Origin of the sequence: Bradyrhizobium lablabi (genome assembly GCF_900141755.1) — a bacterium.
Taxonomy (GTDB): domain Bacteria; phylum Pseudomonadota; class Alphaproteobacteria; order Rhizobiales; family Xanthobacteraceae; genus Bradyrhizobium; species Bradyrhizobium lablabi_A.
This window is the reverse complement of record NZ_LT670844.1, coordinates 2,874,519-2,900,273: the sequence shown is the minus strand read 5'-3', so window position 1 is coordinate 2,900,273 and position 25,755 is coordinate 2,874,519. Positions and strand designations below refer to the sequence as shown.

The following is a 25,755-nucleotide window of genomic DNA, read 5'->3' as shown; positions in this document are numbered from 1 at the left end:
GGTGTCGCTTTGGTCACAGTTTGTACGCGGTACGGAAGCCGCCCCAGTGCCGGCCATTGACGCGCACCGGCACGTCGATCTCGCGCATCATGATGGTTTTGCCGTTGCCCATGTCGCGGGCGTAGCTCTGGATCAGATAGGAGCGGGTGTTGCGGCCGGCGGCGAGGCCGGCGGGATCGTTGAAGATGCGGCGGTTGCGGCAGCTGGCGGTGTTGAAGGCGACGTCGCCGGGCCGCTGCGGATGCGAGTAGATCTTGTTGTGCACCGGCAGATAGCCGTTGCGGTCGATCATCACGCAAAACACCATGCGCGGGTCCTTGGCGAGGAACGCCTCCTGGAATGGCGGCAGCGCGCGGTCCGCCCAATCGAGAATTTTGGTGCGGTGCTGCAGCGGATTGCTGCCGGCGATCTCGACATAGTTCGCGTCGAACATGTCGTCGATTGAGATGGCGCCGCTTGCCACCGCATCCTCGAAAATCCGGGTCAGCGCGGTGCCGGCTCCCATGGCGCGGGTAACGAATTCGGTGTTCTCGTCGCGGATCAGCCACAGCCGGTCTTCGACCTTTTCGGCAAGCTCGGCATCGAGGCGTTCGAACCGCGCCTGCGCGCCGGCCTTGGAATGCTCAGTGATGCGAATTCGGCAGGCGCCGATATTCTCCAGTATCGCACCGAGGCTTTCATTGCGCGGCAGCCGTTCGGCGTCTGGCCCGCAAATCAAAATGCCTTCCATGGAAATCTCGTAGACCGGCGCCGCGACCAGGCCGCGCGCGGTCTGGATTTCCATTTTCAGGTTGCACGGCAGCTTTTCGCGCTTGCGCCGGTCTTCGCGGTCGCCCTGGCGCAGCAATACCGCGCAGCGGGATTTTAATTTCTGCGCGAACTGGGTGACGGCCGTGCCGGCCTTGGCGACGCTCTCGCCATGGGCTTCGGCTTCCTTGGTGGCGCTGTCGATCTCGGCCGCACTGTCGCCGACCGAGACGATGAAATGTGAGGCGCTGGCGGCGCTTTCGGATATCTCGCCGGTGGTTTCGTTCTGCTCCGCCACTGCGCCGTTGACATTTTCGAATACCGGGCGGATCGCCTCGATCGCCAGCGAGATGCGATGCACGGCATCGACCGAGCCGGCGGCATCCTTCTGCAGCGCGTCGATCTTCTTGCTGATCTCTTCGGTGGCGCTCTGGGTCTGCACCGCGAGCGCCTTGACTTCGGTCGCAACCACCGCGAAGCCGCGCCCGGCCGAGCCGGCGCGCGCCGCCTCGATGGTGGAGTTGAGCGCGAGCAGCGTGGTTTGCCGCGCGATCTGCGCGATCAAATTGACGACGTTGCCGATCGCGGCCGAGGATTCGCGCAACCGATCGACATTGGCGCTGGCTTCTCGGGCGGCGGCGCTGGCCTGGTCGGCGAGCTTGCCGGCGTCGCGCACCTGGGCGCCAATTCCGTGCGCCGACTGGGTGAACTTGTCCGCGGCCTGCGAGAAAGTGGTCGCGGTGTTCTGCGCGGCGCTGGTGCGCCCGGTCAGCGCGTCGGTGCGCTGGCGGATGGTCGCAAGTGTCGCCGCCGTCGCCTCGGCGCCGCCGGCGACCGAATTGGCCGCGCGCTCGAGCTGCCGGATCATGGCGCCGAGTTCGAGTTCGAGCAGTTCGAGGATTTCCCTGGCGGAATCGCCGTCTGAGGGGGCGTTAGCCTCGGCGGCCGCCGCCGGCGTCACCGCCTGCGGATCAGCCACCGGCGCAGCCGGTTCCGGCAGACGCTTTCGAAACAAACCGAACGCCATGGGCTCTCTCGGGCACTTGCAATGAGGACGTCATCCTCGCATTTGGGCGTGAAGTCATAGTTAACGATTGCCTCATATTCCGGCAGAAGGCACTACCTGTATACCGAAATGACCGCCGAATCTTTGATTTTGACGGTTTCCGGGCCTATAACGCCGCGCTCTCCCACCCCCGTTTAGTTACCGGATGAAGACCTAAGAGAGACCGCATGGCCGGACATTCCCAGTTCAAGAACATCATGCACCGCAAGGGCCGGCAGGATGCCCAGAAGTCGAAGCTTTTCAGTAAGCTGGCGCGGGAAATCACGGTGGCGGCCAAGATGGGCCAGCCCGATCCTTCGATGAACGCGCGGCTGCGCGCGGCGATCATTTCCGCCCGCCAGGAAAACATGTCGAAGGACTCGATCGAGCGCGCGGTCAAGAAGGCGAGCGGCAGCGATAGCGAGAATTACGACGAGATCCGCTACGAGGGCTATGGTCCGGGCGGGGTTGCCGTGATCGTCGAGGCGCTGACCGACAACCGCAACCGCGCGGCATCGGACATCCGGTCCTATTTCACCAAGGCGGGCGGCAATCTCGGCGAAACCGGCTCGGTCGCCTTCATGTTCGATCGCACTGGCATCATCGAATACGACGCCAAGGCCGCCTCCGACGATGCAATGCTCGAGGCGGCGATCGAGGCCGGCGCCGACGACGTGTCGTCGAGCGAAAACGGCCACGAGATCTACGCCTCGCCGGAGACGTTTCGCGAGGTGGCAAAGGCGCTGGAAGCGAAATTCGGCGAACCCCGCAAGTCGGCGCTGACCTGGAAGCCGCAGAACACGGTTCCGGTGGACGACGAAACCGGCGAGAAGCTGTTGAAGTTGATCGATCTCCTGAACGAGCACGACGACGTCCAAAACGTCTACGCCAATTTCGAGGTTTCCGACGCGCTTGTTGCGAAGATGGGCGGATAGGGCGCCGGGCGCCACACACACAGGTGTCGTCGCCCGGCTTGACCGGGCGATCCAGTATTCCGGAGCAGTTGCGATTGAACCGAGAGGCCTCGGCGTACTGGATCACCCGCTTTCGCGGGTGATGACGACTGGTGGTCTATTTCGCCGACCCGGCTCCGGCGCTATCACTACCCCATGACCCCACCGCCGATTCGCCACCCCGTCCGCATCCTTGGCATCGATCCGGGCCTGCGCCGCACCGGATGGGGCGTGATCGAGATCGAGGGCAACCGGCTGACTTTCCTCGGCTGCGGCTCGGTGGAACCGGCTGACAGCCTGCCGCTGGCGAGCCGCCTGCTCGCGATCCACGAGGGGCTCGCGGCCGTGCTCGGCGATTTCAAGCCGGCGGAAGCCGCGGTCGAGCAGACCTTTGTCAATAAAGACGGTGTCGCTACCTTAAAACTCGGGCAGGCGAGGGGGGTTGCGATGCTGGCGCCGGCGATGTTCGGGATATCGGTTGCCGAATACGCGCCAAACCAGGTCAAGAAGACCGTGGTCGGCGCCGGCCACGCCGACAAGAACCAGGTTCTGGTGATGCTGAAAATCCTGCTGCCGAAGGCCGAACCGAAATCGCCCGACGCCGCCGATGCGCTCGCCATTGCGATTACCCATGCGCATCACCGCCAGAGCACCCCGCTGCGGCTGAGGATGGTCGGGGTATGATGTCCGCGCATCGCTCTCAGCCGTCATGGCCGGGCTTGTCCCGGCCATCCACGTCGGGGACATCGGCAAGAAAGACGTGGATGCCCGGGACAAGCCCGGGCATGACGAGCGAGATGTGCCTGGCCTTTCCGAGTCCTCATCATGATCGGTAAACTAAAAGGCCTGATCGACAGCTACGGCGAGGATTTTGTCATTCTCGACGTCGGCGGCGTCGGCTATCAGGTGCATTGCTCGAGCCGCACGCTGCAGGCGCTGCCGGCGGCCGGGGAGGCCGCCGTGCTCTCGATCGAGACGTATGTGCGCGAGGACCAGATAAAACTGTTCGGCTTTCGCAGCGATGTCGAGCGCGAATGGTTTCGGCTGTTGCAGACGGTGCAGGGCGTCGGCGCCAAGGTCGCGCTCGCCGTGCTCGGCACCTTGCCGCCGTCCGATCTCGCCAACGCGATCGCGCTGCGCGACAAGGCGGCAGTGACGCGCACGCCGGGCGTCGGCCCGAAAGTGGCCGAGCGCATCGTCACCGAATTGAAGGACAAGGCACCCGCCTTTGCCAATGTCGATCCGGCGCTGGTGCATCTGTCCGGCGCGATCGACGATTCCCGCGCGCCGCGCCCGGTCACCGACGCGATCTCGGCGCTGGTCAATCTCGGCTACGGCCAGCCGCAGGCGGCGGCCGCGATTGCGTCGGCTTCGCGCAGCGCCGGTGAGGGCGCCGAGACCGCGCAGCTCATCCGGCTCGGGCTGAAGGAATTGGCGAAGTGAGCGTTGGTGCTTTATTCCATCGCCTGGCGCGGGTGATCGGCATCACCATGATATTTTCGGTCGTGGGGCCGATAGCCTTCGCGGCGCTTATTCTGCTGATCATCGCCGGGTTAGGCGCACCGATCCTGCAGCTCGTTCTCGCTTTTGTAGGTCTTAAGGCGCTGGGCACCATGGTTTCGATCGCGGCGTTGCTGCTCGCTGTCGCAACGGTGCTGGCCTCATTCCCGCCGTCAGCCGTGGCGGGATTGATTTTCGCCTTGGCCGCGGTCTATGCCGGGAAGAACGCGCTGTGGGTGGCGTGGCTCGCCGTGGCCATCGCGATTATCGGCGTTATCGTGTCCGGCACCATCCTCGAGGAATCTTCGGCCGCCATGTTGCCAGACGCGGGGCAGGTGCTCGTGGCATTTGCCATGCTCGCGGTGCTCGCAATCCTGCCGACCACTCTTTGTTGGTGGCTCACCAAGCCGCTGTCTCGTGCTATCCTGCCCGCATGACCCCGCCCTCCCGCATCATCACGCCTGAGCGCCGCACCGAGGATGTGCCCGACACCGCGCTGCGCCCGCAACTTCTGTCGGAGTTCGTTGGACAAGCGCAGGCGCGCGCCAATCTCTCGATCTTCATCGAGGCCGCGCGCAAGCGGGGCGAGGCGCTGGACCATGTGCTGTTCGTAGGCCCCCCCGGTCTCGGCAAGACCACGCTGGCGCAGATCGTGGCGCGCGAATTAGGCGTCGGCTTTCGCGCAACCTCCGGTCCCGTGATCGCCAAGGCCGGCGATCTCGCCGCCCTTCTGACCAATCTCGAAGAGCGCGACGTGCTATTCATCGATGAAATCCATCGCCTGAGCCCGGCGGTGGAGGAAGTGCTTTATCCGGCGATGGAGGACTTTCAGCTCGACCTCATCATCGGCGAGGGACCGGCGGCGCGCTCGGTCAAGATCGAATTGGCAAAATTCACGCTCGTTGGTGCGACCACGCGCGCCGGGCTTCTGACCAATCCGCTGCGCGACCGTTTTGGCATCCCGGTGCGGCTGAATTTCTACACCGAAGAGGAACTGGAGAAGATCGTCACCCGCGGCGCGCGCGTGCTCAAGATCGGCATGACGAGCGATGGCGCCAACGAGATCGCGCGCCGCGCCCGCGGCACGCCGCGGATCGCCGGACGGTTGTTGCGGCGGGTGCGCGATTTTGCTTCCGCGGCCGATGCCGCCGCGATCGACCGTGCGATTGCCGACAACGCGCTGAGCGCGCTCGAGGTCGACGGCGCCGGCCTCGATGCCATGGACCGGCGCTATCTCTCGACCATCGCGATGAATTACGGCGGCGGCCCGGTCGGCGTCGAAACCATGGCGGCGGCGCTGTCGGAGCCGCGCGATGCGATCGAGGACATCATCGAGCCGTTTTTGATTCAGTGCGGCTATCTGCAGCGCACCCCGCGCGGCAGGCTTCTGACCTCGCACGCCTTCCGCCATCTTGGTCTCGCCGAGCCCGCGCGCGATCCGGCGCAGTTCGGATTGTTCGGCAACGGCGACGATGATGGTTAACGCGCGCGGCTGCTGGCTTTCTGCACAAACCTACCCCAATTAAGCTGCAATCCGTGCTTAGCGTAAGCGTGCATCACAATTAACCATTCATGATCTCGCGCCGCCAGTTCTTTCGTTTCTTTGCCGGGTTCGGTGCTTTCAGCGCCACGACCGCGGCATACGGTTTTGGTATCGAGCCCGAGCTGCGGCTTGATATTACGCGCTATGACATCCAGCCGCCGCGATGGCCCGCTGGTCTCCAGCTCAAGATCGCCGTCATTGCTGACCTGCATGCCTGCGATCCCTGGATGTCGCTGGAACACATCCAGTCGATCGTCGAGCGCACCAACGCACTCAACGCGGATATCATCGTGATGCTCGGCGATTATGTCGCCGGCCATCGCCACGTGACGAGTTTCATTCCGGCGGACGAATGGGCGCCGGTGCTGGCCAGACTAAAGGCTCCGCTCGGCGTCCATGCGATCCTCGGCAATCATGATTGGTGGGAAGACAAGACCGTGCAACGGGAAGGACGCGGGTTGACCAACGCCCGGCGCGCGCTCGAAGCGGTCGGTATTCCGGTTTATGAGAACGACGCGATGCGCCTGACCAAAGACGGGCGTCCGTTCTGGCTCGCCGGGCTCGGCGATCAACTGGCCTATGTTCCGGCACGGCGTTTCCGCCCCGTTCCGCGCATCGGCGTCGATGATCTCGCAGCGACGTTGGCGAAAGTGACCGACGATGCGCCGCTCATTCTTTTGGCGCACGAGCCCGACGTGGCGGTGCGGGTGCCGGAGCGGGTGGCGCTGCAGCTGTCCGGCCATACCCATGGTGGCCAAATTCGGTTGTTCGGCTGGTCGCCGGTGGTGCCGTCGCGTTACGGCAACCGGTTCGCCTATGGCCACACAAGGGCCAATTGCGACGTCATCGTCTCCGGCGGCCTCGGCTGCAGCATCATGCCGTTCCGCCTCGGCGTCCCGCCGGAGATCGTGCTGGTGACGCTGGGCGGATCGGCTCCGGCCGCGGCTTAGACCGCTGCTGTGTCTGTGCAGCAGCATCACGCGGATTACCCGAGTTTTGAGGGAAGAGTGGGCATGGAAATGTGCATCAGATGATGCTATATTTGGTGCCTCGGAGAAAATCGGATGCGTACGACGGTAGCTCTCGACGATGAATTGCTCGCCCGCGCCGAGCAATTGACCAATGTTCACGAAAGGTCGGCCCTTCTTCGCGAGGCACTCAAAGCGCTGATTGAACGTGAAGCGGCCCGTCGGCTGGCGCGGCTCGGCGGCACCGAGCCTCAACTTCGCCCGATCCCGCGCCGGCGACCCCGTTGATCCTGGTCGACACCTCAATCTGGGTCGATCACCTCCGCAGCAAAGATGCAGGCTTAACGCGGCTCCTTGACGTTCAGCAAGTATCCACTCATCCGTTCGTCGTCGGCGAAGTTGCAGTAGGCCATCTGCGAAATCGCGACGAAGTACTGTTGATGCTGAGCTTCTTGCCAGTTGCCAACGTGGCATCTCATGAGGAGGTTCTCGAGTTCATCTCTAACTTCTCGCTTGCGGGGCAAGGATTGGGTTATATCGACGTCCATCTTCTGGCGGCAGTGAGTTTGACGCCTGGAACTTCGTTGTGGTCGAGAGACAAGCGATTATTTGCGGCCGCAGTACGTTTGACTCTTTCAGTCCGGTCTTGATGTCATGACTAAGACTGCCCATCTCGACGGCGTAATCCGCGACGGCCGCCATCACATGCAGGTCCGGGTCTTTTACGAGGACACCGATTTCTCCGGCATCGTCTACCACGCCAATTATCTGCGCTTCATGGAGCGCGGCCGCACCAATCATCTGCGGCTGATGGGTGCTGAACAGCATGCGCTGTTCGCGGAAGCGCAGACGGAAACCCCGGGATTTGCCTTCGTGGTGCGCTCGATGCAGATCGATTACCTAAGACCCGCGCGAATGGATGACGTGCTCGACATCGTGACCTGGCCGGTCGCGGTGAAGGGCGCTTCCATCACGCTGGCGCAGGAGGTGCGCCGCGGCGAGCATTTGCTGGTGAAAGCGCAAGTCCGCGTCGCCTTCATCAGCGAGGGCCGGGCGCAGCCGATCCCGAAGTCGCTGCGGGTGCTGCTGAAGGCCGATCTGATCTAGCGATGGCAACTTGCCATCTCGTCACTAGATGCAGGCGACCACTCTCGCAAACCCTTGAGGTTCCCATGTCGCGTCCGCCGCTTCCGCCGTTCACCAGAGAAACCGCCGCCCAAAAAGCCCGCATGGCCGAGGACGCCTGGAATTCCAGGGATCCCGAGCGCGTGGCGCTGGCCTATACCGAGGACAGCCGTTGGCGCAACCGCTCGGAATTTTTTGAAGGCCGCGCCGCGATCATAGCCTTCCTCACCCGCAAATGGGCGAAAGAGCATGAGTATCGCCTGATCAAGGATCTCTGGGCGTTCGACGGGAACCACATCGCGGTGCGCTTTCAATACGAGTGGCATGACGATGCCGGGCAGTGGCATCGCTCCTACGGCAACGAACAATGGGAGTTCGATGAGCACGGCCTGATGCGCCGCCGCGAAGCCAGCATCAACGATGTTACGATTACCGAAGCCGACCGCCGCTTTCGCTGGGCAGCACCTGGTCCAAGGCCTGCGGATGTCCCGGGGTTGGGCGAGAGCCCGTTTTGATGGTGTAACTAAAATTCCGGTGTCGCCCCCGCGAAAGCGGGGGCCCATACGCCGGGAATTTTCCGTTGCAGCGTGGTGTACGACGACTTCCTTAAATCACGCCGCTGGTGGTTATGGGTCCCCGCTTTCGCGGGGACGATTCGGTGAGAGATAACGCCTACGCCGCCGCCTGATGGCGTGCTTGCTCGGCCTGATAGAGCTTGAACTCTTCCGCGACCGCTCTCGCGATGCTGGGCCGCGCGCGCAGCCGTTCGTAATAAGCCTTCACAACAGGCCATTTGGCCAGTTCGATCGGCGGCGTCGCCATGGTCCAGTTGATGACGGTGACGAGGTAGGCGTCGGCGACGCTGAAATGGTCGAGCAGGAATTCGCGGCCCTTGAGATAATTTTCGAGGTAATCGAGCCGCGACAGGCCCTTGCCGAGGATGTAGGTCTTCATTTCCGGCGGCGCCTTCTTGTCGAGCACCGGCACGAACAAGCCCTTGTGCAGTTCGGTGCCGATGAAGCAGAGCCATTGATGCAGCCGGCTGCGCTCCATGCCGGGTCCGGCTGAGATGCCGGCCTGCGGAAAGCGGTCGGCGACATATTGCAGGATCGCCGCGTTCTCGGTGAGCACCAGTCCGTCATCGGTGCGCAGCGTCGGCACTAGCCCGAGCGGGTTGACCTGATAAAAATCCGAGCCGTCGTTCTGCACCACCTTGGTCTTCGGATCGACCTCAAGATAATTGGCGTCGGTGCCGGCTTCGTACAGCGCGATGCGGGTCGCCAGCGAGCAGGCCAGCGGCGAGAAATACAGGTCCATGGGAAGCCTCCTTGGCGGTTTGGTCCGGCGTTTTTGACCAGGGTTGATTTTTATACCATTTCGCATAATATAAACGCCGTCAAGGGATTTTTTGCGAAATGGTACAAAAAAGTAAAAAGCTGGCAGCTAAGCCTGATTCCGTTACGCCGAAGCGCCGGGGCCGGCCGCGCGCGTACGAGCCGGAGGTCGCGCTCGGCAAGGCGCTCGATCTGTTCCGCAAGGACGGGTTTGCGGCGACTTCGCTCGACGATCTCAGCGCCGCCACCGGCATGAACCGGCCGAGCCTTTATGGCGCGTTCGGCGACAAGCGCGAGCTCTACATCAAGAGCTATGCGCGCTATCGCGCCGACGCGCGCGAGGCGATGCTCGAAATTTTCCGGGACGAAATGCCGATCCGCGAGCGCCTCGCGCGCATCTTCGCGGTGGCGCTCGATATTTATCTTTCCGGCGAGAGCGGCCCGCGCGGCTGCTTCACGGTGATGACGGCGGCCTCGGAAGCGGTGTTCGACCCCGATATCCGCAGCATGGTGCTGGAAGGATTTTCCGAACTCGACAAGGCATTCGCTGCTTGCTTCCGCTCCGCCAAGGAGAAAGGCGAGCTTCCGGCGTCAGCCGATCCCGTGGTGCTTTCGCAGCTTGCGTCCGCGACCATCCACACCATCGCTATCCGGGCTCGGGCGCGGGTACCGCGCAAGGAGCTGGAAGCGATCGTGAAGGGTGCGATCGACGTGATGGTGCGGTCCTAGCCCCGCGCGTCGTCGCCGCTTAAGCGAGAACGACGTGGAGATTTTTTACGGCTCCCCTGTCGGCACCAACACTTCTCGTTCGTCATGGTGTCGTGCTTTCAAAATCTAGGAGCTTGAACATGGCCGACCCCGTACAAGCCGTTACGCCGCATCTCATCGTCAACGATGCCAACGCTGCGATCGAATTCTACAAGAAGGCGCTTGGCGCCTCCGAGGTGATGCGAATGCCGGCGCAGGACGGCAAACGCCTGATGCATTCGGAAATTAGCGTCAACGGCGCGCGGATTTTCCTGATGGATGACTTTCCCGAACACCGCGGCGGGCATGGCATGGTGGACGCGGTGTATCCGCCCGACCAGATCAAGGGAACCTCGGTCACCATGCATCTCGAAGTCGAGAACTGCGACGCGGCGGTGCAACGCGCCGCCGACGCCGGCGCCGTCGTCACCATGGCGCCGTGGGACGCATTTTGGGGCGCGCGCTATGCCCGCATCATGGACCCGTTCGGCCATTCCTGGAGCTTTGCACACGCGTTGCCGGCGAAGGGCTGAGTTTCTACGGGAACAAGGCGCCGCCCGGTGAGAGCCGCGCGGCGCTTGACATCGATATCGGCCTGCCGTATTTAACCCAAAGGTTATTTAACCAGAAGGCTAAACACAGAATGCCGTCCGATCCGCTCAGCACGACTTTTGCCGCACTTGCCGATCCGACGCGGCGGGCAATCCTGTCGCGGCTCACGCTCGGCGAAACCTCGGTGATGGAACTGGCCGAGCCGTTCGACATGAGCCTTCCGGCGATCTCGAAACATCTCAAGGTGCTGGAACATGCCGGGTTGATCTCGCGCGGCCGCGAGGCGCAGTGGCGGCCGTGCCGGATCGCGCCGGTGTCGCTGAGGGCAGTCGATGGCTGGCTGGGAGGCTTCCGCCGGTTCTGGGACGAGAATTTCGGTCGCCTCGACGACTATCTGGAAGAACTGAAGGCCAATCAGGCCGCGAAAGCCGGATCGCAACGTACGCGCAAGCCGAACAATAAGCCGAAGCCTACCAAGGAGAAGCACCGTGGACGCAAGGATAGATAAGACTCTGAAAATCACCACCCCGTCGGATCTCGAAATCGCCATGACGCGGATGTTCGACGCGCCGCGGCATCTGGTGTTCGACGCCATGACCACGCCAGAGCATCTCAAGCGCTGGCTCGGCTGCGCCGAGATGCCGATGACCGCCTGCGAGATCGACCTGCGGGTCGGCGGCGCTTACCGCTTCACGCTGCGTTCGCCTGACGGCCGCGACACCACGCTGCAAGGCGTCTATCGCGAGATCGTGCGGCCCGAACGCCTGGTGTTCGTCGAGCGGATCGTGTTGCCGAGTTACACCACCGACGAATACCAGGTGACGTCGAGCTTTGCGGATCTCGGCGGCAAAACCAGACTGACAACGACCATCCTTCACAACAGCAAGGAAAATCGCGACGGGCATCTGAATTCGGGCATCGAGCGCGGCGTCACGCCGGCCTACGACCGCCTCGCCGATGTCGTTGCGGGGTTGGCGTGAAGTAAAATTCCATCGTCGTCCCTGCGAAAACAGGGACCCATACGCCGCGGCTTCTCGGTTTTGCGCCGGGGGTAGTTGGCTTTTGTAACAACAGAGGCCGGTGGTTATGGGTCCCTGCTTTCGCAGGGACGACGATGGATTTATAGCTCGCGCTTAATACCCCCGCGCGAGATCGACGACGTTTTCCAGCGCCCCGCCGGCCTCGAAACGCTCGATCTGGCGCGCGACGTATTTTGAAATCTCGTCGGCGTCGGTATCGGCGGCGTTGTGCGGCGTCAGCACGACTTTTGGGTGCGTCCAGAACCGGCTGTCGGCGGGAAGCGGCTCCTTTTCGAACACGTCGAGCGATGCGGCCCCGAGGGTGCCGTCATCGAGACACGCCAGGATGTCGGCTTCGTTTTGCAAGCCGCCGCGGCCGGCATTGATCAGGACCGGCGCGCCCAGCGGGCTGTCGCGCTTAAGTTTTGCGAATAATTTTCGATCGAGGATGTGTCTTGTGTCCGGCGTCAGCGGCAGCAGGCTGACCAGGATATCGGTTTGTCGCAGAAACGTATCGAACTCTGCCTCGCCGTGAAAGCAGGCGATGCCGTCGATCTGCTTGCGGCTCCGGCTCCAGCCCGACACGAGAAAGCCGAGATGCCGGAGCGCCTCGGCTGCATTCGCCCCGAGCGTACCGAGACCCATGATCCCGACCGAAATCGCACCCGCCGGCCACTGCGCCCGCGGCGCCCAGCGTTTTTCGCGCTGGCTTTCCCGCAGATAGAGCTCCTGGCGATGATGCATCAGCACGTGCAGCACGACATATTCCGTCATCCGAAAGGTGAGGTCAGCGACCGCGACGCGAACCAGCGGCACTTTCGGCAGGCTGTTGTCCGCCATCAGCGCATCGACGCCGGCGCCGAGGTTGAAAATCACCCGCAGGTTCGAAAATGCCGCGAGCTCGCCCGGGGCCGGCTTCCACACCGCGGCGTAATGGATTTCGGCCGGATCGAACGCCATATCGGGCAACAGCACGACGCGGCGATCGCTGCACACCTCGTTGAACCGGTTCTTCCATCGTTCCGGGGACCAGTTTTCGGTCCCGCCGTGCACCAGCAGGGCGAGTGCGCCTTTCTTCATCGGATTTTTGCCTCATAATTGGGGAATTCCGGACCTTACCGGCACGCGCCTGTCTTGCAAAATATTTCCGCTGGGCTGTCGGCTCCGGGCATACTGAAACGTCCTTGGATTAAACGGGAACCCTGCGCATGCTTTACGCCATCCTTTGCTACCACGATGAAGACTTCACCGGCTCTTGGACCAAGGAGCAGGACGCCGCCGTCATGCAGAAACTTGCCGTCGTCCAGGACAAACTGACAAAACAGGGCCGGCTCGGCCCGGTGGCGCGGTTGTTGCCGACGACGGCGGCGACCACGCTGCGCAAGGAAAATCCGCCTGTTGTGCTCGACGGCCCCTATGCTGAAACCAAAGAGCAGTTGCTCGGCTTTTACGTCGTCGACTGCAAGAATCTCGACGAGGCGCTCGACATCGCGCGCGATCTCGGCGCCGCCAATCCCGGCGGTGCCTATGAAATCCGCCCTGTCGGCATGTTTACGCCTGGGAGTGTGGCAAAGTGACCGACACCGCCTGGATCGATGCCGCGCTGACCTCGGCGCGTCCCCAGGCGGTCGGTGCGCTGCTGCGTTACTTCCGCAATCTCGATACCGCCGAGGAAGCCTTCCAGAACGCGTCCTTGCGCGCGCTGAAAAGCTGGCCGCAAAATGGCCCGCCGCGCGATGCCGCGGCATGGCTGATCATGGTCGGCCGCAATGTCGCGATCGACGAGGTGCGCCGCAGCCGCAAGCAGCAGCCATTGCCCGAGGACGATCAGTCGATCTCCGATCTCGATGATGCCGAAGACGCAATCGCCGAACGCCTCGACGGCTCGCATTACCGCGACGACATTTTGCGATTGCTGTTCATTTGCTGCCATCCGGATTTGCCGGCAACCCAGCAGATCGCGCTCGCGCTGCGCATCGTCTCCGGATTGACGGTGAAACAGATCGCGCGCGCGTTTCTGGTCTCGGAAGCCGCCATGGAGCAGCGCATCACCCGTGCGAAAGCGCGGGTTGCCGATGCCGACGTGCCGTTCGAGACGCCCGGCGCGGTGGAGCGCACCGAGCGGCTGTCGGGGGTCGCCGCGATGATCTACCTGATTTTCAACGAGGGTTATTCGGCCGGCGGCGACACCGCCGAAGCCCGCGCACCTCTGTGCGAGGAGGCGATCCGGCTGGCACGGCTGTTGCTGCGGCTGTTCCAGAGCGAGCCCGAGATCATGGGGCTGACCGCGCTGTTGTTGCTGCAGCACGCCCGCACGGCGGCGCGTTTCGACAAAGACGGCACGCTGGTGTTGCTCGACGATCAGGACCGCGCGCTGTGGAACCAGAAGATGATCGCGGAGGGGCTGGCGCTGATCGACAAGGCGATGCGCCACCGCCACAGCGGGCCCTACCAGATTCAGGCGGCGATCGCCGCCCTGCATGCCCGCGCCGCAAAACCCGAAGATACCGACTGGGCCCAGATCGATCTGCTCTACGGCGCGCTCGAACTGATGCAGCCCTCGCCGGTGGTGACGCTCAACCGCGCGGTCGCGGTATCCAAGGTGCGCGGGGCGGAGGCCGCACTCGCGATGATCGAGCCGCTCGGCGAGCGGCTGTCGAATTACTTTCATTTCTTCGGCGTGCGCGGCGCGTTTTTGATGCAGCTTGGCCGCAATGACGAGGCCCGCATCGCCTTCGACCGCGCCATCGCGCTGGCCAATACTTCCGCCGAAGCCGCCCACATCCGGATGCATCTCGACCGCCTGATGCGCGACAGCCAGCCGCGCGGCGCCAAGGCGAAATAGAGCCGTAGAGCTTATCATCCGTCATGGCCGGGCTTGTCCCACCACTGTCCGGTTCATTGGAAGTATAGTCCAAGTTTCAACTGATCGGGGTTTATCGGGATCGGCTGTAGGGGTTCGAGCAAATGGTTGATCGGGCGTCTGTGCATGAGGTTGGTGCGGACGAGGCGGGCAAATTCGAGAGGGCTGTGCACCGCTTTTTGAGCCAGCTGGGCCATGCGCAAGATGAGAAAGGCGATCAGGGCGATGGCGATCTGAATGCGGACGGCATTCTCGGAGACACCGATGAAGTGCCTGATTCGAAGCGTCTGCTTGACCCAGCGAAAGAACAATTCGATCTGCCAGCGCTGTTTGTAAAGCTCTGCGATCTCTTCTGCCGGCGCGTCGATATCATTGGTCACGATGCGCAACAGCTTACCGGTGTCGATGATCACGGTGATCTCTCGGACCGGAACTTGCAGCGGATTTTTGCGGCTGTTGGCGAGCCGGGCCGGCAAATGACCGATGCGGTCGCGCAGAATATTGCTGTTTTTGGGGACGCGGTTCTCCTTTACCACGCTGAACGGGGTATTCTTCTTCAGTCGCGTCACGAAGCGGCAGCCGGCGTCATCGAGCCGCGCCCACCAGCCATAATCGTAATAACCGAGGTCGTAGACGTAGGTTGCGCCCGGCTCGATCGGCATCGCCTTGGCGGCTGTGATGTCGTTGACGTTAGCGGGCGTCACCGCAAAGTAAACCGGCCGATCGGCATTCGGATCGTAGACGATATGCGCCTTGGCGCCGAACACATCGGCCGAAAATGTCGCCCAGCCTTCGCTCAGGCTGGAGAGCCGAACACTGGTGGAATCAATGAGCCGGACCGCGTCTGCCGTCGCGCGCCGCAGCCCACGATGCGCTTGCGGCAGCATCTGCGCGAACAGCTCGCTGAACACTTGCCAAGGCCGCGTCGAATTGGCGTCCGACATCGTCGAACGCTTCACCGGCGCCGCCCCCACGTGATAAAGCCGCGTCTCGTGGCTCGCCATCCCGGTCACGACCTCCCGCAGGCTCGTCGAGCCGCTCAATTGCCCGTACAGCAATGCGATGAACTGACGCTTCGTCGTCAATTTCCGCACCAGCCGGTCGGCCCCGTACTTCTCCACGATCTGTTCGAACTTAGACCAAGGAACGTGCTTTGTTAGACTGTGAAATACGCTATTCTGATGCCGCATGGCGTGGACCTCCTTCGGTGTCTCGAACGTGTGCGAAGCGCTCAAAACACAGAAGAATCCTCGTCATGCACCCTGTCTACAAAAATCGAACCGGACAGTGGTGGGCTTGTCCCGGCCATCCACGTCTTCGGATGCGCGCACAAGAAAGACGTGGATGCCCGGGGACAAGCCCGGGCATGACGGAGTGAAATTTTTTTCACCCCCCTGTCGTCCCGCCCCGGTCTCGTTCGTCTTAAAGGCATGCATCAGCTATTCCTCACGGAGAAAGCCATGTCGACGATCGCAGAGACCGCGCCGGTCTCAAGACCCGCGCTCTGGTTGGGCCGCGTTCTCAGCGGTCTCGTCATTGTGTTCATGCTGTTCGACGGCGCCATTAAGCTGGTGCCGTGGCCGATTGTCACGGAAACGATGGACCGGATCGGCTATGGTTCGAGCGAAAGCCTGGCGCGAAGCCTCGGGATCATCTCGATCGTCTGCACCATTCTCTACGCGATCCCGCCGACCTCGTTCGTCGGTGCGATCCTCTTGACCGGATATCTCGGCGGCGCGATGGCATCGCATGTGCGGATCGGCAGTCCGCTGTTCACCCACATCCTGTTCGGGTTTTATCTCGGGCTGATGCTGTGGGGCGGGCTATGGCTGCGCGACGGCAGTTTGCGCGGGCTCATACCCTTCCGCCGCTGACTGTACGCGCTGACAATTTCACGAAGTAAGGAGCTTTCCATGGTTGAAATCATTGCCATCATCGCCATCGTGCTCGCCATCGCGATTGCGGTCATCCTCATCCTCGCCGCGACCAAGCCGGGGACGTTCAGCATCCAGCGCGCTACCACGGTCAAGGCGGCGCCGGAAAAAATCTTCCCGCTGATCAACGACTTCCACCAATGGGGCAGCTGGTCGCCCTACGAGGCCAAGGATCCCGCGATGAAGCGCAGCTATAGCGGCGCCGCGAGCGGCAAGGGCGCGGTCTATGGGTGGGACGGCAACAAGAATGTCGGCTCGGGGCGGATGGAGATCCTGGATACGACGGTGCCGACCAAGATCGTCATCAAACTCGATTTCTTTACCCCGTTCGAGGGCCACAACACCGCCGAGTTCACAATGCTGCCGCAGGGTGATGCCACTCATTTGACATGGCTCATGCATGGCCCGGCGGTCTTCGTGTCCAAGGTGATGCAGGTGTTCATCAACCTGGACCACATGATTGGCAAGGATTTTGAAATCGGTCTCGCCAATTTGAAAAGGCTCACCGAGAAATAGTCCACCACTACCAGCCCCAAGGAGCAAGCGATGCAGGTCAATCCCTATCTCTATTACAACGGCAATTGCGAAGCGGCGTTGAAATACTACGAAAAGGCGCTCGGCGCGAAAATCGAGATGATGATGACGCATGAGAGCGCGCCGGCGGATATGCCGACGCCGCCGGAGTGGAAGAAGAAGATCATGCACGCCCGGGCATCGCTCGGGGGCGCCACCATCATGGCGTCCGACGCGCCTCCCGGCCACTTCCACAAGCCGCAGGGCTTTTCGGTTTCACTATTGGTCGAGGACCTCGCCGACGCCGAGCGAAAGTTCAAGGCGCTGTCCGACGGCGGCAGGGTCGATATGGCGTTCGCCAAAACCTTCTTTGCCAAGGGCTTTGGAATGTGTGTCGATAAGTTCGACATTCCCTGGATGGTGTTCTGCCCGGCGGAGCAGGGATAAGTCAGCGACACGACGGATAAATCGCCGACAATTCGCGCCCGCGCAGTAAAAGCAGGCGCGAGGTCAACCCACCGCGGCGGAGAATCCAGCCCCGCACCGCGGCGGGATAGGCCTCGAGCACGAGTTCGGACGCCTCCGGCTCGGCATACATCCGCCCCCGCCGGTCGATCGAACGCGCGGCGTGGAATCCGAGGATCGCGCGCCGCGTCACGCAGATGCGGCTGCTCGGCACCATGCTCAACACCAGCGTGCAGGCCGACAGGCACGGCCCGTCGATCACGACGCGTTCGCCGGAATCACGCACGCGCTCGAACAGATCGAGGAACGGCCCGACCTGTCCCCCCGGACTGGCGAGGATGCGGACCTCGGCCTGGGCAGGCGGCGCGGCGAGGGCAAGCACGAGTGTCGCGAGCAGGATGATTCTGGCGAAAGCTGTCCGCATGCAAAGAACGCTCCTTCGAGCGAATAATGAAATCAGCTAGGCAATTGTGAGGCCGGCGGCAAGATTATTGATGCGTCCGCCAGCTCCTTGCTTACCTCTCCCCGCCTGCGGGGAGAGGTCGCCGCGCTCTTGCGCGGCGGGTGAGGGGGAGCCTCCGCATGCCTTCTGCTTCAGCATTCGTGGAAGCAGCCCCTCACCCAACCCTCTCCCCGCGAAGGGCGGGGAGAGGGCGAAGAAGGCGCTATCCGTTCCTTCGCTGCCCGCGCAGCGTCGGCAGTCCGATGCCGGCGGCGTCAAATCCGCCGTCAACGGCGAGAATCTGTCCGGTGATGTAGCTCGCACGCTCGCTGCACAGAAAGAACACCGCCTCCGCTAGTTCCTCTTCGAGGCCGTAACGGTTGAGCGGGATGGCGTCGTGATAATCGGCGCGGATTTCCGGGGTGTGGACGGCTTTCGCCATCGCGGTCTCGACCGGGCCGGGCGCTACGCCGTTGACGCGAATGCCGAGCGCGGCGAGCTCGACGGCGAGTTGTTTGGTCAGATGCGCCAGCCCGGCTTTGCTGGTGCCGTAGGCCGAGCGCAAGGTAGAAGCGCGCACCGCCGAGATCGACGTGATGTTGACGATCGCGCCGCCATGTTCGCGCATCAAGGGCACCGCCGCCTTGGTGCAGAAGAACGGCCCGGTCAGATTGACCTCCAGCACCCGGCTCCAGTCCTCGTCGGAAGTTTCCAATAGCGGCGCGAACACCGCGATGCCGGCATTGTTGACCAGCGCATCGAGCCGGCCGAAGCGGCGTTCGATTTCCGCGAACGCGCTCGCGACGGCTTTCGCGTCGGAGACGTCGCAATGTAGCCCCAGCGTCCGGCCGGCGGCGGCCAGCCCCTCGACGCTTTTCCACAACAACTCGCCTTCGATGTCGAGCAGCGCCGCCCGCCAGCCCTCGGCGAGAAACCGTTTTGCCACCGCAAGCCCGATGCCGCGCGCGGCGCCGGTGACGAGTGCGACTTTTTGCGGGGCAGGGGTCATGCGTGGGACCGTTTGTAGTTGATGAACTGCCGTTTCTATAACCCATGCAGCGCATCATGTCCCGGACGCGGCCCAGCATCCGGGGCACGCCTGTGTACCCCGCGCCTCTCACGATCGCAGATTGGTCAGGCCGTCGTCCTGTTCTTGATGGCGCCGACGATCGCGGTCAGCACCGCCCCTGCAACGCCGCCACCGGCCACCTGGCCGATGATGCTGCCGATATCCGGCGTCGAGGCGGAATTGGCGAGCAGCGGAATAAGCATGCCGAGGATCTGTCCCCCGACGCCACCGCCGACCGCGCCCGCAATGGTGTTTCCAAGCGTACCGAGATCGATATTCTTGGCGGCGCCCGCCGCAACATTACCGCCGACGGCGCCGCTGATGATTTGTATGATCAGATTGATGAGTACTCCCGACATGGCGCGATACTCCCCGATCCGGTGTTCAATTTTAAGCGTTAAGCATGGCGCCGGACCATCGCCGCGTGCAGTCTAGGCCTTCGGACCGGGAAGGTCATGCTGCGTCAGCGAAGAATTCGAATGAAAAATGTGACAATTGCTCTGTCAGTGGCGTGAAGGGATCAATCAATGAAGGCCATCGCTCATCAGAACAATGCTCGGGAAGCGTGGCGCCCGGGCGTGGAGACCCGCATGCTGGTCTCGGCCAGAAACGGCGCGGCGCAATTATGCATCTTCGAGCAATGGGTGGCGCCCGGCGTCGGTGCGCCGACGCATTCGCATCCGGTGGAGGAGGTGCTGACCGTGCGCGAAGGCGAAGCCGAGATGTGGATCGATGACGCGCGAATCATCGTGCAGGCGGGTCAATCGCTGATCGTGCCCGCGGGGCGCAAGCACGGCTTCCGCAATTCCGGCCCCGCCACGCTGCATCTGCACGCGGTATTGGCCTCGCCGATTTTCGAAGCCACACCGGAAGGGGCGATCGAGACGGTGCGAAGGTGGGAGGCGGTTTGAGCTCCAAATTCCTCCGCCGTCATGCCCGGGCATAGCCGTCCGAAGGACGGCGTCGCTTCCGCTCGCCTATGCCCGGGCATCCACGTCTTTCTTCACCCGTGCCCCAAGACGTGGATCGCCGGGACGCGCCCGGCCATGACGCGGAGGGAAATCGGCAGCGCGTGTTTACTACACTACACGCGCGGCTGCGGGTGCATCGGCGCCCGGCATTCCCCACGCCCTGTTCTGGGCGAAGAGTTGATCCAAGACTCGGGCGCATCGCGCCGCGAGATCGCTGAGTCGTGTTGCGATCTTTGCCGCCTACCTGTCGAACGACCGCGGGACGGTCGAAGACGCGCTCTTCCCCCTGAGCCAGTGCCGACACCCTCAAAAATAATTTCGTCGCAAATGTCGGCACCGCAAAATTCCGTTCGTCTCCTAGATTAGCGCCGGTTTGCAACCGGCATCCAATCGGTTGAAGGGACGGCAGCATGGCGAAGCTGATCATGTGGAATCTGATGACGCTGGATGGCTTAATCGAAGGCGAAAACCGCGACCTCTCCTGGCATCTCGATGTCTGGGGCGAGGAACTGGAGCGGCTTTCGATCGAGCAACTGAAATCCGCCGGTGGGCTGATGTTCGGCCGCGTCACCTATGAATTGATGGCGAATTATTGGCCAAACGCGACCGGCGAGGTTGCGGACCTCATGAACGCGCTGCCGAAATATGTGTTCTCCCGCACGCTGACCAAATCCAATTGGAATAACACCCAATTGTTCGGCACGGATGTGCCGGGCACCGTGTCAAAGTTGAAGCGTGAGAGCACAAAAGAGATTTTTCTGTTCGGCAGCGCCGATCTCGCGGCGAGCTTGATACCGCACCGGCTGATCGACGAGTTTCGTATCGCGGTCAATCCGATTGTCCTCGGCGGCGGCGCGCCGTTGTTCAAACCCGGCGAACGGGTCCGGCTCAAGTTGCTCGACAGCAGATCGCATTCGACCGGGATCGTCATCCTGCGTTACGAACCCGCGAAATAATGGAGGATCGCAATGTCCAATAGGGACAGGGCGGAGATGATCCGGGTGCTCTTTGCCGCCTACCTGACGAACGACCGCAAGGCCGTCGTAGACGCGTTCACTGACGACTTCCGCTTCACCAGCCCGTATGATGACGAGATCGACAAGCCGACGTATTTTTCGCGCTGCTGGCGCGTCGCCGACTGGATCGAACGGCACGAACTCGAAAAAATCCTGGTCGAGGGCGATGAGGCTTTTGTCGCCTACAAATGTCTCGCCAAGAGCGGAAAGCAGTTCCGGAATACCGAGTTCTTCGGCTTTGCAGGCGACAAAATCAAACGTATCGACGTGTATTTCGGCGCCAGCTATCAAGACGGCGTCTTCGTCAAGCAAAAGTGAAAACTGATCCGGAGCTTCGTGCATGTCCCTCACGCTGCATTTCCATCCCCTGGCCTCGTACTGCCACAAGGTGCTCACCGCGCTGTATGAGAACGAGACGCCGTTCACGGCCAACATGGTCGATCTCGGTAACGAGGCCGAGCGCGCGGCGCTCTTGAAGCTATGGCCGATCGGGAAGTTCCCGGTGCTGCGCGATGACGCGCGGGACGACACCGTGCCGGAATCGACCGTCATCATCGAGTATCTCGATCGGTATTATCCGGGCCGCACGCGATTTATCCCGGAGGATGCCGACCGCGCGCGCCAGGTACGGCTGCGCGATCGATTTTACGATCTTTATGTGCACGAGCCGATGCAGAAGATCGTCGGCGACCGAATCCGGCCGCAGGGCAAAGCCGATCCGCATGGCGTCGAGGAGGCCAAAGCGCGGCTGCGGACTTCCTACGCGATGATCGATCGGGAGATGGCAGGGCAGAGCTGGGCGATGGGCGAAGCGTTTAGTCTCGCCGATTGCGCCGCGGCACCCGCTTTGTTCTATGCCAACGAGGTCATGCCGTTTGGCGATGCGCACCGGAACGTCGCGGCGTATTTCGATCGCCTGAAGGCGCGGCCGTCCTACGCGCGCGTCCTGAGAGAGGCCGAGCCTTATTTCGCGATGTTCCCGAGAGAAGCCCGCTCCTGAGGCCGTACAAAAATACTCCGGGCATGTCGATTCGGTGTGGTTCCAATCGTCTTTCTTGCAGGAATATTCAGGATACCTGAGGAAGGAACCAACATGATGAAGATGACCAGCACCGGGGGCCTGTCGAAGGCGCGCCTCGGCCGCATGCACGATGTGTTGGCCGGCCACGTCGAGGCGGGCGAGTTGCCCGGGCTGGTGACGCTGGTGAGCCGGCATGGCGAGATTCATGTCGACGCGATCGGCAACGCGGCGATCGGCGGCGCGCCGATGGCGCGCGACACGATTTTTCGCATTACCTCGATGACAAAACCGGTGACCGCAGTTGCCGCCATGATCCTGGTCGAGGAATGCAAAATACGGCTCGACGATGCCGTTGATCGCTGGCTGCCGGAATTGGCCGATCGCAAGGTGTTACGAACGATCGATGCCGCTATCGACGACACGGTGCCGGCCAAACGCGCGATCACCTTGCGCGATCTGCTCACCTTCCGGCTGGGCTACGGCATGATTGCGATTTTCCCGGATCGCTATCCGATCCAGACGGCGATTGCGGAAGCCGGCTTCGCGCCGGGGCCGGTGTTTCCGTCCTTCCCGCCGGACGAATTGGTGCGGCGCTATGGCAGCCTGCCGCTGATTCATCAGCCCGGCGAGCGCTGGCTCTACAACAGCGGAACGGAAATCCTGAGCGTGTTGATCGCGCGGGTGGCCGGCACTACGCTCGGCGATTTTTTTCGAGAGCGCATCTTTGATCCGCTCGGGATGAAGGATACGGCGTTCAGCGTGCCGGAAAGCAAATACGACCGGTTTGCCACCAGCTATGCCCGTGATCACGCAACCCAAAAACTGAAAGTGTTCGACGATCCCGTCACTGGAAAATTCTCGAGCCCGCCGGTGTTCGAAAACGGCAGCGCCGGCCTAGTTTCGACTGCCGACGATTTCAATGCCTTCGCGCAGATGATGCTCAATGGCGGTCGTCTGGGCAGCGAGCACATCCTGTCGCGTCCATCGGTGGAGTTGATGACGGCCGACCAGATCACGCCGGAACAGAAACTGGGCTCGGAGTTGTTGCTGGGCGACAACCGGGGCTGGGGTTTCGGCATGTCGGTTTCTACCCGGCGCGACGATCTCCACAACTCGCCCGGCCGGTTCGGCTGGGACGGCGGGTACGGCACCTCCTGGTATTCCGACCCGAACGAGAATCTCACCGGCATTCTGCTGACCCAGCGGATGATGGATTCGCCGCAGCCGCCGCGCGTGATGGCGGATTTCTGGACCTCGGCCTATCAGGCGATCGACGATTGAGGGTCGCTTTAGCGCCCGACCTACCAGCGAAATAATTCCGCGGGGACCTGTCGTTCCCGCGAAATCCCGTTCGTCTTACTCATCAGAGCATGATCCGGAAAAGTGGGTACCGGTTTTCCGAAAAGATCATGCTCAAACAAAAAGATAGAGCGGAATGACGATTCGAAGAAGAGTCATCACGCTTTAGGGCCGGCGCGAAAGCCGGCGCGCAGCAACGGTTCGAACGGAGGCGCATGCATGAATCATCTCGGCTATCGTTGGGTCATCGTCGCCGCCGGCGCGCTGATGACCTGCGTCGGCATCGGCGCGATGTTTTCACTGGCGGTCTATCTGGCGCCGATGTCGGTGGAGACCGGCTGGTCGCGGGCCGGAATATCGAGCGCGATGACGCTGGATTTCCTGACCATGGGCGTCGCGGGCTTCGGCTGGGGCGCTTTGAGCGACCGGATCGGCACCCGCATCGTCGTCTTGATCGGGGCGGTGCTGCTTGGAGCGGGGCTGGTGCTGGCGAGCCGGGCGACCTCGTTGATCGAATTCCAGCTCGTCTACGGCATTCTGGTCGGCCTTGCCGCCGGCGCCTTCTTCGCCCCGATGATCGCGGCGGCCACGCAGTGGTTCGAGAACAATCGCAGCCTTGCTGTTTCGCTGGTGTCGGCGGGCATGGGCGTGGCGCCGATGACGATCTCGCCGTTCGCGCGCTGGCTGATTTCAACCTACGACTGGCGCGTCGCCATGATGACCATCGGCATCGGCGCCTGGATCCTCTTGATCCCGGCAGCGCTCCTGGTGCGCAAGCCTCCGGCCGCGTCGACGACCGGCGCGGCATCGCCTCTGGCGATCGAGGCGGGCGGGGCCGGGATGTCGGCAACCCAGGCGCTGCGTTCGCCGCAATTCATGGTTCTGGCGCTCACCTTCTTCGGCTGTTGCGCCGCGCATTCCGGGCCGATCTTCCACATGGTGAGCTACGCCATCTCATGCGGCGTCCCGGCAATGGCGGCGGTGAGCATCTACAGCCTCGAGGGTTTGTCGGGACTGGGCGGCCGCCTGCTGCTCGGCGTGCTCGCCGACCGGCTCGGCGCCAAGCCGGTCCTGATCGCGGGCCTATTGGTGCAGGCGCTTGCGATCGCGACCTATCTGTTCGTCAACCGGCTCGGCGAGTTCTATGCGCTGTCGGTGATCTTCGGCACCGCTTACGGCGGCGTGATGCCGCTTTATGCCGTGCTGGCGCGCGAATATTTCGGCCAGCGCATCATGGGCACGATATTCGGCGCGGCGACGATGGTATCGAGTCTCGGCATGGCGATCGGGCCATTGGCCGGCGGTTTTGTGTTCGACACGTTCAATGCCTATAGCTGGCTCTATATCGGCTCGTTCAGCCTGGGGCTCGGTGCGATGGCGGTAGCATTTGCATTTCCGCCGCTGCCGCGCTCGCGCGATCAGCTGCAGGTGGCGTGAGGATCCATGCCGGCAATCAGCTTCGAAATAATTCCACCGGATATGTCGGTGCCGAAAAACCCGGTTCGTCTTGTTGACGAGCGCCGGTCAAGTGCCGGCCTTTTAAAATCAAAGGGAGCATGACGATGCGATTCATGGTGATTGTGAAAGCCGACAGGAACAGCGAGGCCGGCATCATGCCGAGCACCGAGCTGCTGATGGCGATGGGAAAATTCAACGAAGAGATGGTCAAGGCCGGCGTCATGCTGGCCGGCGAGGGCCTGCATCCAAGTTCGAGAGGCGCCCGCATCAAATATTCCGGCAAGCAACGCACCATCACCAACGGTCCTTTCAGCGGGACGAACGATCTCGTCTGCGGCTTCTGGCTGATCCAGACCGAATCGCTGGATGAGGCGATCGAGTGGATGAAGCGCGCGCCGTTCGACGGTGGGTCCGAAATCGAAATCCGGCAGGTGTTCGATGCGGAAGATTTCGGCGAGGCGCTGACGCCCGAATTGCGCGACCAGGAACAACGTCTGCGCGCCAGTCAGTGAAGAAGTAGAATTGCCCACACCGTCATTCCGGGGCAGCCCGCAGGGCTGAACCCGGAATCCCGAGATTACGGCCCGAGATTCCGGGTTCGCGCGTGGCGCGCCCCGGAATGACGAAAGCCGAACTAGCAAGGACTCCGACCATGCGATTCATGATGCTGATGATCCCGTTAGGCTACGAGACCGCGCCGCCCGAAATTAAGCTCGACCCTGAGCGGGTGTCCGCGATGATGAAATACAACCAAGCCCTGAAGGACGCCGGCGTACTGCTCGCGCTCGATGGCTTGCATCCACCGTCGACGGGCGCTCGCGTCTCATTCGGGACCGGCAAGCCCGTGGTGACCGACGGTCCCTTCACCGAGTCCAAGGAGGTGCTCGGCGGCTACTGGATGATCGACGTGAAATCGCGCGAGGAGGCGATCGAGTGGGCGAAAAAGTGCCCGGCGTCGAGCAATGAGATCATCGAAATCCGCCAGGTGCAGGAAATGTCGGATTTTCCGCCCGATGTGCAACAGGCCGCCGCCGGATTCGCCGAATTGCAAGCCGGAACCAAGCGTTAACGTTTGGCAACCTTGGACAAGCTAGAGCGTTTTCAAGCGAAGTGGAAACCGGTTCGCGTTAAGAAAACGCGTCAAAACAAGAATCTAGAGCCCATTCCGGTT

General features: G+C 62.4%; 35 protein-coding genes. 27 read left to right on the top strand and 8 right to left on the bottom strand.

What is annotated here, in order from left to right:
* Nucleotides 1-13: 13 nt before the first annotated feature.
* Nucleotides 14-1,774, bottom strand: a complete 1,761-nt coding sequence (locus tag B5526_RS13495; protein WP_079538686.1) for a methyl-accepting chemotaxis protein — start codon at nucleotides 1,772-1,774, stop codon at nucleotides 14-16.
* A gap of 206 nt (nucleotides 1,775-1,980) precedes the next feature.
* Between B5526_RS13495 and B5526_RS13490 the strand changes: the two genes are divergently transcribed.
* From B5526_RS13490 to ruvB, 5 genes are all read left to right on the top strand, one after another.
* Complete coding sequence (locus tag B5526_RS13490) at nucleotides 1,981-2,727, top strand: YebC/PmpR family DNA-binding transcriptional regulator (RefSeq protein ID WP_079538685.1); 747 nt, start codon at nucleotides 1,981-1,983, stop codon at nucleotides 2,725-2,727.
* A 174-nt stretch (nucleotides 2,728-2,901) separates the two neighbouring features.
* The gene (ruvC, locus tag B5526_RS13485) at nucleotides 2,902-3,429 is read left to right on the top strand and encodes a crossover junction endodeoxyribonuclease RuvC (protein ID WP_079538683.1); all 528 of its coding nucleotides are present in this window, start codon (nucleotides 2,902-2,904) and stop codon (nucleotides 3,427-3,429) included.
* 141 nt (nucleotides 3,430-3,570) lie between these two features.
* The gene (ruvA, locus tag B5526_RS13480) at nucleotides 3,571-4,188 is read left to right on the top strand and encodes a Holliday junction branch migration protein RuvA (RefSeq protein WP_079538681.1); all 618 of its coding nucleotides are present in this window, start codon (nucleotides 3,571-3,573) and stop codon (nucleotides 4,186-4,188) included.
* Nucleotides 4,185-4,682, top strand: a complete 498-nt coding sequence (locus B5526_RS13475; RefSeq protein ID WP_244562287.1) for a hypothetical protein — start codon at nucleotides 4,185-4,187, stop codon at nucleotides 4,680-4,682. Before ruvA ends, B5526_RS13475 begins: the two co-directional genes overlap by 4 nt.
* Entirely contained in the window at nucleotides 4,679-5,728 is a 1,050-nt protein-coding gene (gene ruvB, locus B5526_RS13470; protein ID WP_079538678.1) for a Holliday junction branch migration DNA helicase RuvB, read from the top strand. The genes B5526_RS13475 and ruvB overlap by 4 nt, the downstream gene beginning before the upstream one ends.
* Here ruvB and B5526_RS38990 read toward each other — a convergent pair.
* The gene (locus B5526_RS38990) at nucleotides 5,725-6,000 is read right to left on the bottom strand and encodes a hypothetical protein (protein ID WP_244562438.1); all 276 of its coding nucleotides are present in this window, start codon (nucleotides 5,998-6,000) and stop codon (nucleotides 5,725-5,727) included. The two genes, ruvB and B5526_RS38990, sit on opposite strands and share 4 nt — an antisense overlap.
* Between B5526_RS38990 and B5526_RS13465 the strand changes: the two genes are divergently transcribed.
* From B5526_RS13465 to B5526_RS13445, 5 genes are all read left to right on the top strand, one after another.
* Entirely contained in the window at nucleotides 5,899-6,738 is an 840-nt protein-coding gene (locus B5526_RS13465; RefSeq protein ID WP_244562360.1) for a metallophosphoesterase, read from the top strand. The two genes, B5526_RS38990 and B5526_RS13465, sit on opposite strands and share 102 nt — an antisense overlap.
* Before the next feature lie 114 nt (nucleotides 6,739-6,852).
* Entirely contained in the window at nucleotides 6,853-7,044 is a 192-nt protein-coding gene (locus tag B5526_RS13460; protein WP_079538673.1) for a type II toxin-antitoxin system VapB family antitoxin, read from the top strand.
* Nucleotides 7,041-7,406: a type II toxin-antitoxin system VapC family toxin gene (locus B5526_RS13455; protein WP_079538671.1), complete on the top strand. Its 366-nt coding sequence runs from the start codon at nucleotides 7,041-7,043 to the stop codon at nucleotides 7,404-7,406. Before B5526_RS13460 ends, B5526_RS13455 begins: the two co-directional genes overlap by 4 nt.
* A gap of 4 nt (nucleotides 7,407-7,410) precedes the next feature.
* Nucleotides 7,411-7,863, top strand: coding sequence for a tol-pal system-associated acyl-CoA thioesterase (gene ybgC / locus B5526_RS13450; protein ID WP_079538669.1), 453 nt, complete (start codon nucleotides 7,411-7,413; stop codon nucleotides 7,861-7,863).
* Between the two features lie 65 nt (nucleotides 7,864-7,928).
* The gene (locus B5526_RS13445) at nucleotides 7,929-8,396 is read left to right on the top strand and encodes a DUF1348 family protein (RefSeq protein ID WP_079538667.1); all 468 of its coding nucleotides are present in this window, start codon (nucleotides 7,929-7,931) and stop codon (nucleotides 8,394-8,396) included.
* Nucleotides 8,397-8,553: 157 nt separating this feature from the next.
* Here the strand turns inward: B5526_RS13445 and B5526_RS13440 are convergent, their stop codons facing one another.
* A complete protein-coding gene (locus B5526_RS13440) occupies nucleotides 8,554-9,198 on the bottom strand; it encodes a glutathione binding-like protein (RefSeq protein ID WP_079538665.1) in 645 nt (214 codons plus the stop codon).
* Between the two features lie 98 nt (nucleotides 9,199-9,296).
* Between B5526_RS13440 and B5526_RS13435 the strand changes: the two genes are divergently transcribed.
* The 4 genes from B5526_RS13435 to B5526_RS13420 all read left to right on the top strand — a co-directional run bounded on the left by B5526_RS13435 (nucleotide 9,297) and on the right by B5526_RS13420 (nucleotide 11,494).
* The gene (locus B5526_RS13435; RefSeq protein ID WP_079538664.1) at nucleotides 9,297-9,944 is read left to right on the top strand and encodes a TetR/AcrR family transcriptional regulator; all 648 of its coding nucleotides are present in this window, start codon (nucleotides 9,297-9,299) and stop codon (nucleotides 9,942-9,944) included.
* Between the two features lie 119 nt (nucleotides 9,945-10,063).
* Nucleotides 10,064-10,495: a VOC family protein gene (locus B5526_RS13430; RefSeq protein WP_079538662.1), complete on the top strand. Its 432-nt coding sequence runs from the start codon at nucleotides 10,064-10,066 to the stop codon at nucleotides 10,493-10,495.
* 110 nt (nucleotides 10,496-10,605) lie between these two features.
* Entirely contained in the window at nucleotides 10,606-11,022 is a 417-nt protein-coding gene (locus B5526_RS13425) for an ArsR/SmtB family transcription factor (protein ID WP_079538661.1), read from the top strand.
* The gene (locus B5526_RS13420; protein WP_197688437.1) at nucleotides 11,003-11,494 is read left to right on the top strand and encodes an SRPBCC family protein; all 492 of its coding nucleotides are present in this window, start codon (nucleotides 11,003-11,005) and stop codon (nucleotides 11,492-11,494) included. The genes B5526_RS13425 and B5526_RS13420 overlap by 20 nt, the downstream gene beginning before the upstream one ends.
* Nucleotides 11,495-11,647: 153 nt before the next feature.
* On the opposite strand, the gene B5526_RS13415 is transcribed toward B5526_RS13420, so the two are convergent.
* Nucleotides 11,648-12,613 carry a 2-hydroxyacid dehydrogenase gene (locus B5526_RS13415; protein ID WP_079538657.1) on the bottom strand — a complete coding sequence of 322 codons (966 nt, stop codon included), beginning with the start codon at nucleotides 12,611-12,613 and terminating at the stop codon, nucleotides 11,648-11,650.
* Nucleotides 12,614-12,741: 128 nt separating this feature from the next.
* Here B5526_RS13415 and B5526_RS13410 point away from each other — a divergent pair, with 128 nt between their 5' ends.
* Together B5526_RS13410 and B5526_RS13405 are read left to right on the top strand one after the other, a co-directional pair.
* Nucleotides 12,742-13,110, top strand: a complete 369-nt coding sequence (locus B5526_RS13410) for a YciI family protein (RefSeq protein WP_079538656.1) — start codon at nucleotides 12,742-12,744, stop codon at nucleotides 13,108-13,110.
* On the top strand, nucleotides 13,107-14,378 hold the full coding sequence (locus B5526_RS13405; protein WP_079538654.1) for an RNA polymerase sigma factor: 1,272 nt from the start codon (nucleotides 13,107-13,109) through the stop codon (nucleotides 14,376-14,378). The genes B5526_RS13410 and B5526_RS13405 overlap by 4 nt, the downstream gene beginning before the upstream one ends.
* 53 nt (nucleotides 14,379-14,431) lie before the next feature.
* On the opposite strand, the gene B5526_RS13400 is transcribed toward B5526_RS13405, so the two are convergent.
* Nucleotides 14,432-15,586, bottom strand: a complete 1,155-nt coding sequence (locus B5526_RS13400; protein WP_079544972.1) for an IS4 family transposase — start codon at nucleotides 15,584-15,586, stop codon at nucleotides 14,432-14,434.
* A gap of 270 nt (nucleotides 15,587-15,856) precedes the next feature.
* Between B5526_RS13400 and B5526_RS13395 the strand changes: the two genes are divergently transcribed.
* Genes B5526_RS13395 through B5526_RS13385 form a run of 3 tightly spaced genes read left to right on the top strand, consistent with a single transcriptional unit; the run spans nucleotide 15,857 to nucleotide 17,290 of the window.
* The gene (locus B5526_RS13395) at nucleotides 15,857-16,270 is read left to right on the top strand and encodes a DoxX family protein (protein WP_079544971.1); all 414 of its coding nucleotides are present in this window, start codon (nucleotides 15,857-15,859) and stop codon (nucleotides 16,268-16,270) included.
* A 39-nt stretch (nucleotides 16,271-16,309) separates the two neighbouring features.
* Nucleotides 16,310-16,846, top strand: a complete 537-nt coding sequence (locus tag B5526_RS13390; protein ID WP_079538652.1) for an SRPBCC family protein — start codon at nucleotides 16,310-16,312, stop codon at nucleotides 16,844-16,846.
* Between the two features lie 30 nt (nucleotides 16,847-16,876).
* Nucleotides 16,877-17,290, top strand: a complete 414-nt coding sequence (locus B5526_RS13385; RefSeq protein WP_079538651.1) for a VOC family protein — start codon at nucleotides 16,877-16,879, stop codon at nucleotides 17,288-17,290.
* Between the two features lies 1 nt (nucleotide 17,291).
* Here the strand turns inward: B5526_RS13385 and B5526_RS13380 are convergent, their stop codons facing one another.
* From B5526_RS13380 to B5526_RS13370, 3 genes are all read right to left on the bottom strand, one after another.
* The gene (locus B5526_RS13380; protein ID WP_079538649.1) at nucleotides 17,292-17,732 is read right to left on the bottom strand and encodes a hypothetical protein; all 441 of its coding nucleotides are present in this window, start codon (nucleotides 17,730-17,732) and stop codon (nucleotides 17,292-17,294) included.
* 241 nt (nucleotides 17,733-17,973) lie between these two features.
* Complete coding sequence (locus B5526_RS13375) at nucleotides 17,974-18,759, bottom strand: SDR family NAD(P)-dependent oxidoreductase (protein ID WP_079538648.1); 786 nt, start codon at nucleotides 18,757-18,759, stop codon at nucleotides 17,974-17,976.
* A 125-nt stretch (nucleotides 18,760-18,884) separates the two neighbouring features.
* Nucleotides 18,885-19,178, bottom strand: a complete 294-nt coding sequence (locus tag B5526_RS13370; protein WP_079538646.1) for a hypothetical protein — start codon at nucleotides 19,176-19,178, stop codon at nucleotides 18,885-18,887.
* Nucleotides 19,179-19,346: 168 nt separating this feature from the next.
* On the opposite strand from B5526_RS13370, the gene B5526_RS13365 reads away from it, so the two are divergent.
* From B5526_RS13365 to B5526_RS13330, 8 genes are all read left to right on the top strand, one after another.
* Entirely contained in the window at nucleotides 19,347-19,730 is a 384-nt protein-coding gene (locus tag B5526_RS13365) for a cupin domain-containing protein (RefSeq protein WP_079538644.1), read from the top strand.
* A gap of 470 nt (nucleotides 19,731-20,200) precedes the next feature.
* The gene (locus B5526_RS13360; protein ID WP_079538640.1) at nucleotides 20,201-20,746 is read left to right on the top strand and encodes a dihydrofolate reductase family protein; all 546 of its coding nucleotides are present in this window, start codon (nucleotides 20,201-20,203) and stop codon (nucleotides 20,744-20,746) included.
* A gap of 12 nt (nucleotides 20,747-20,758) precedes the next feature.
* A complete protein-coding gene (locus tag B5526_RS13355) occupies nucleotides 20,759-21,124 on the top strand; it encodes a nuclear transport factor 2 family protein (protein ID WP_079538638.1) in 366 nt (121 codons plus the stop codon).
* Between the two features lie 22 nt (nucleotides 21,125-21,146).
* Nucleotides 21,147-21,806, top strand: coding sequence for a glutathione S-transferase family protein (locus B5526_RS13350; protein WP_079538637.1), 660 nt, complete (start codon nucleotides 21,147-21,149; stop codon nucleotides 21,804-21,806).
* A gap of 93 nt (nucleotides 21,807-21,899) precedes the next feature.
* Nucleotides 21,900-23,108, top strand: a complete 1,209-nt coding sequence (locus B5526_RS13345) for a serine hydrolase domain-containing protein (protein WP_244562286.1) — start codon at nucleotides 21,900-21,902, stop codon at nucleotides 23,106-23,108.
* Between the two features lie 237 nt (nucleotides 23,109-23,345).
* Complete coding sequence (locus B5526_RS13340) at nucleotides 23,346-24,563, top strand: MFS transporter (RefSeq protein ID WP_079538635.1); 1,218 nt, start codon at nucleotides 23,346-23,348, stop codon at nucleotides 24,561-24,563.
* A gap of 125 nt (nucleotides 24,564-24,688) precedes the next feature.
* Nucleotides 24,689-25,096, top strand: coding sequence for a YciI family protein (locus tag B5526_RS13335; protein ID WP_079544969.1), 408 nt, complete (start codon nucleotides 24,689-24,691; stop codon nucleotides 25,094-25,096).
* A gap of 140 nt (nucleotides 25,097-25,236) precedes the next feature.
* The gene (locus B5526_RS13330) at nucleotides 25,237-25,653 is read left to right on the top strand and encodes a YciI family protein (protein WP_079538633.1); all 417 of its coding nucleotides are present in this window, start codon (nucleotides 25,237-25,239) and stop codon (nucleotides 25,651-25,653) included.
* The last annotated feature ends 102 nt before the right edge of the window (nucleotides 25,654-25,755 follow it).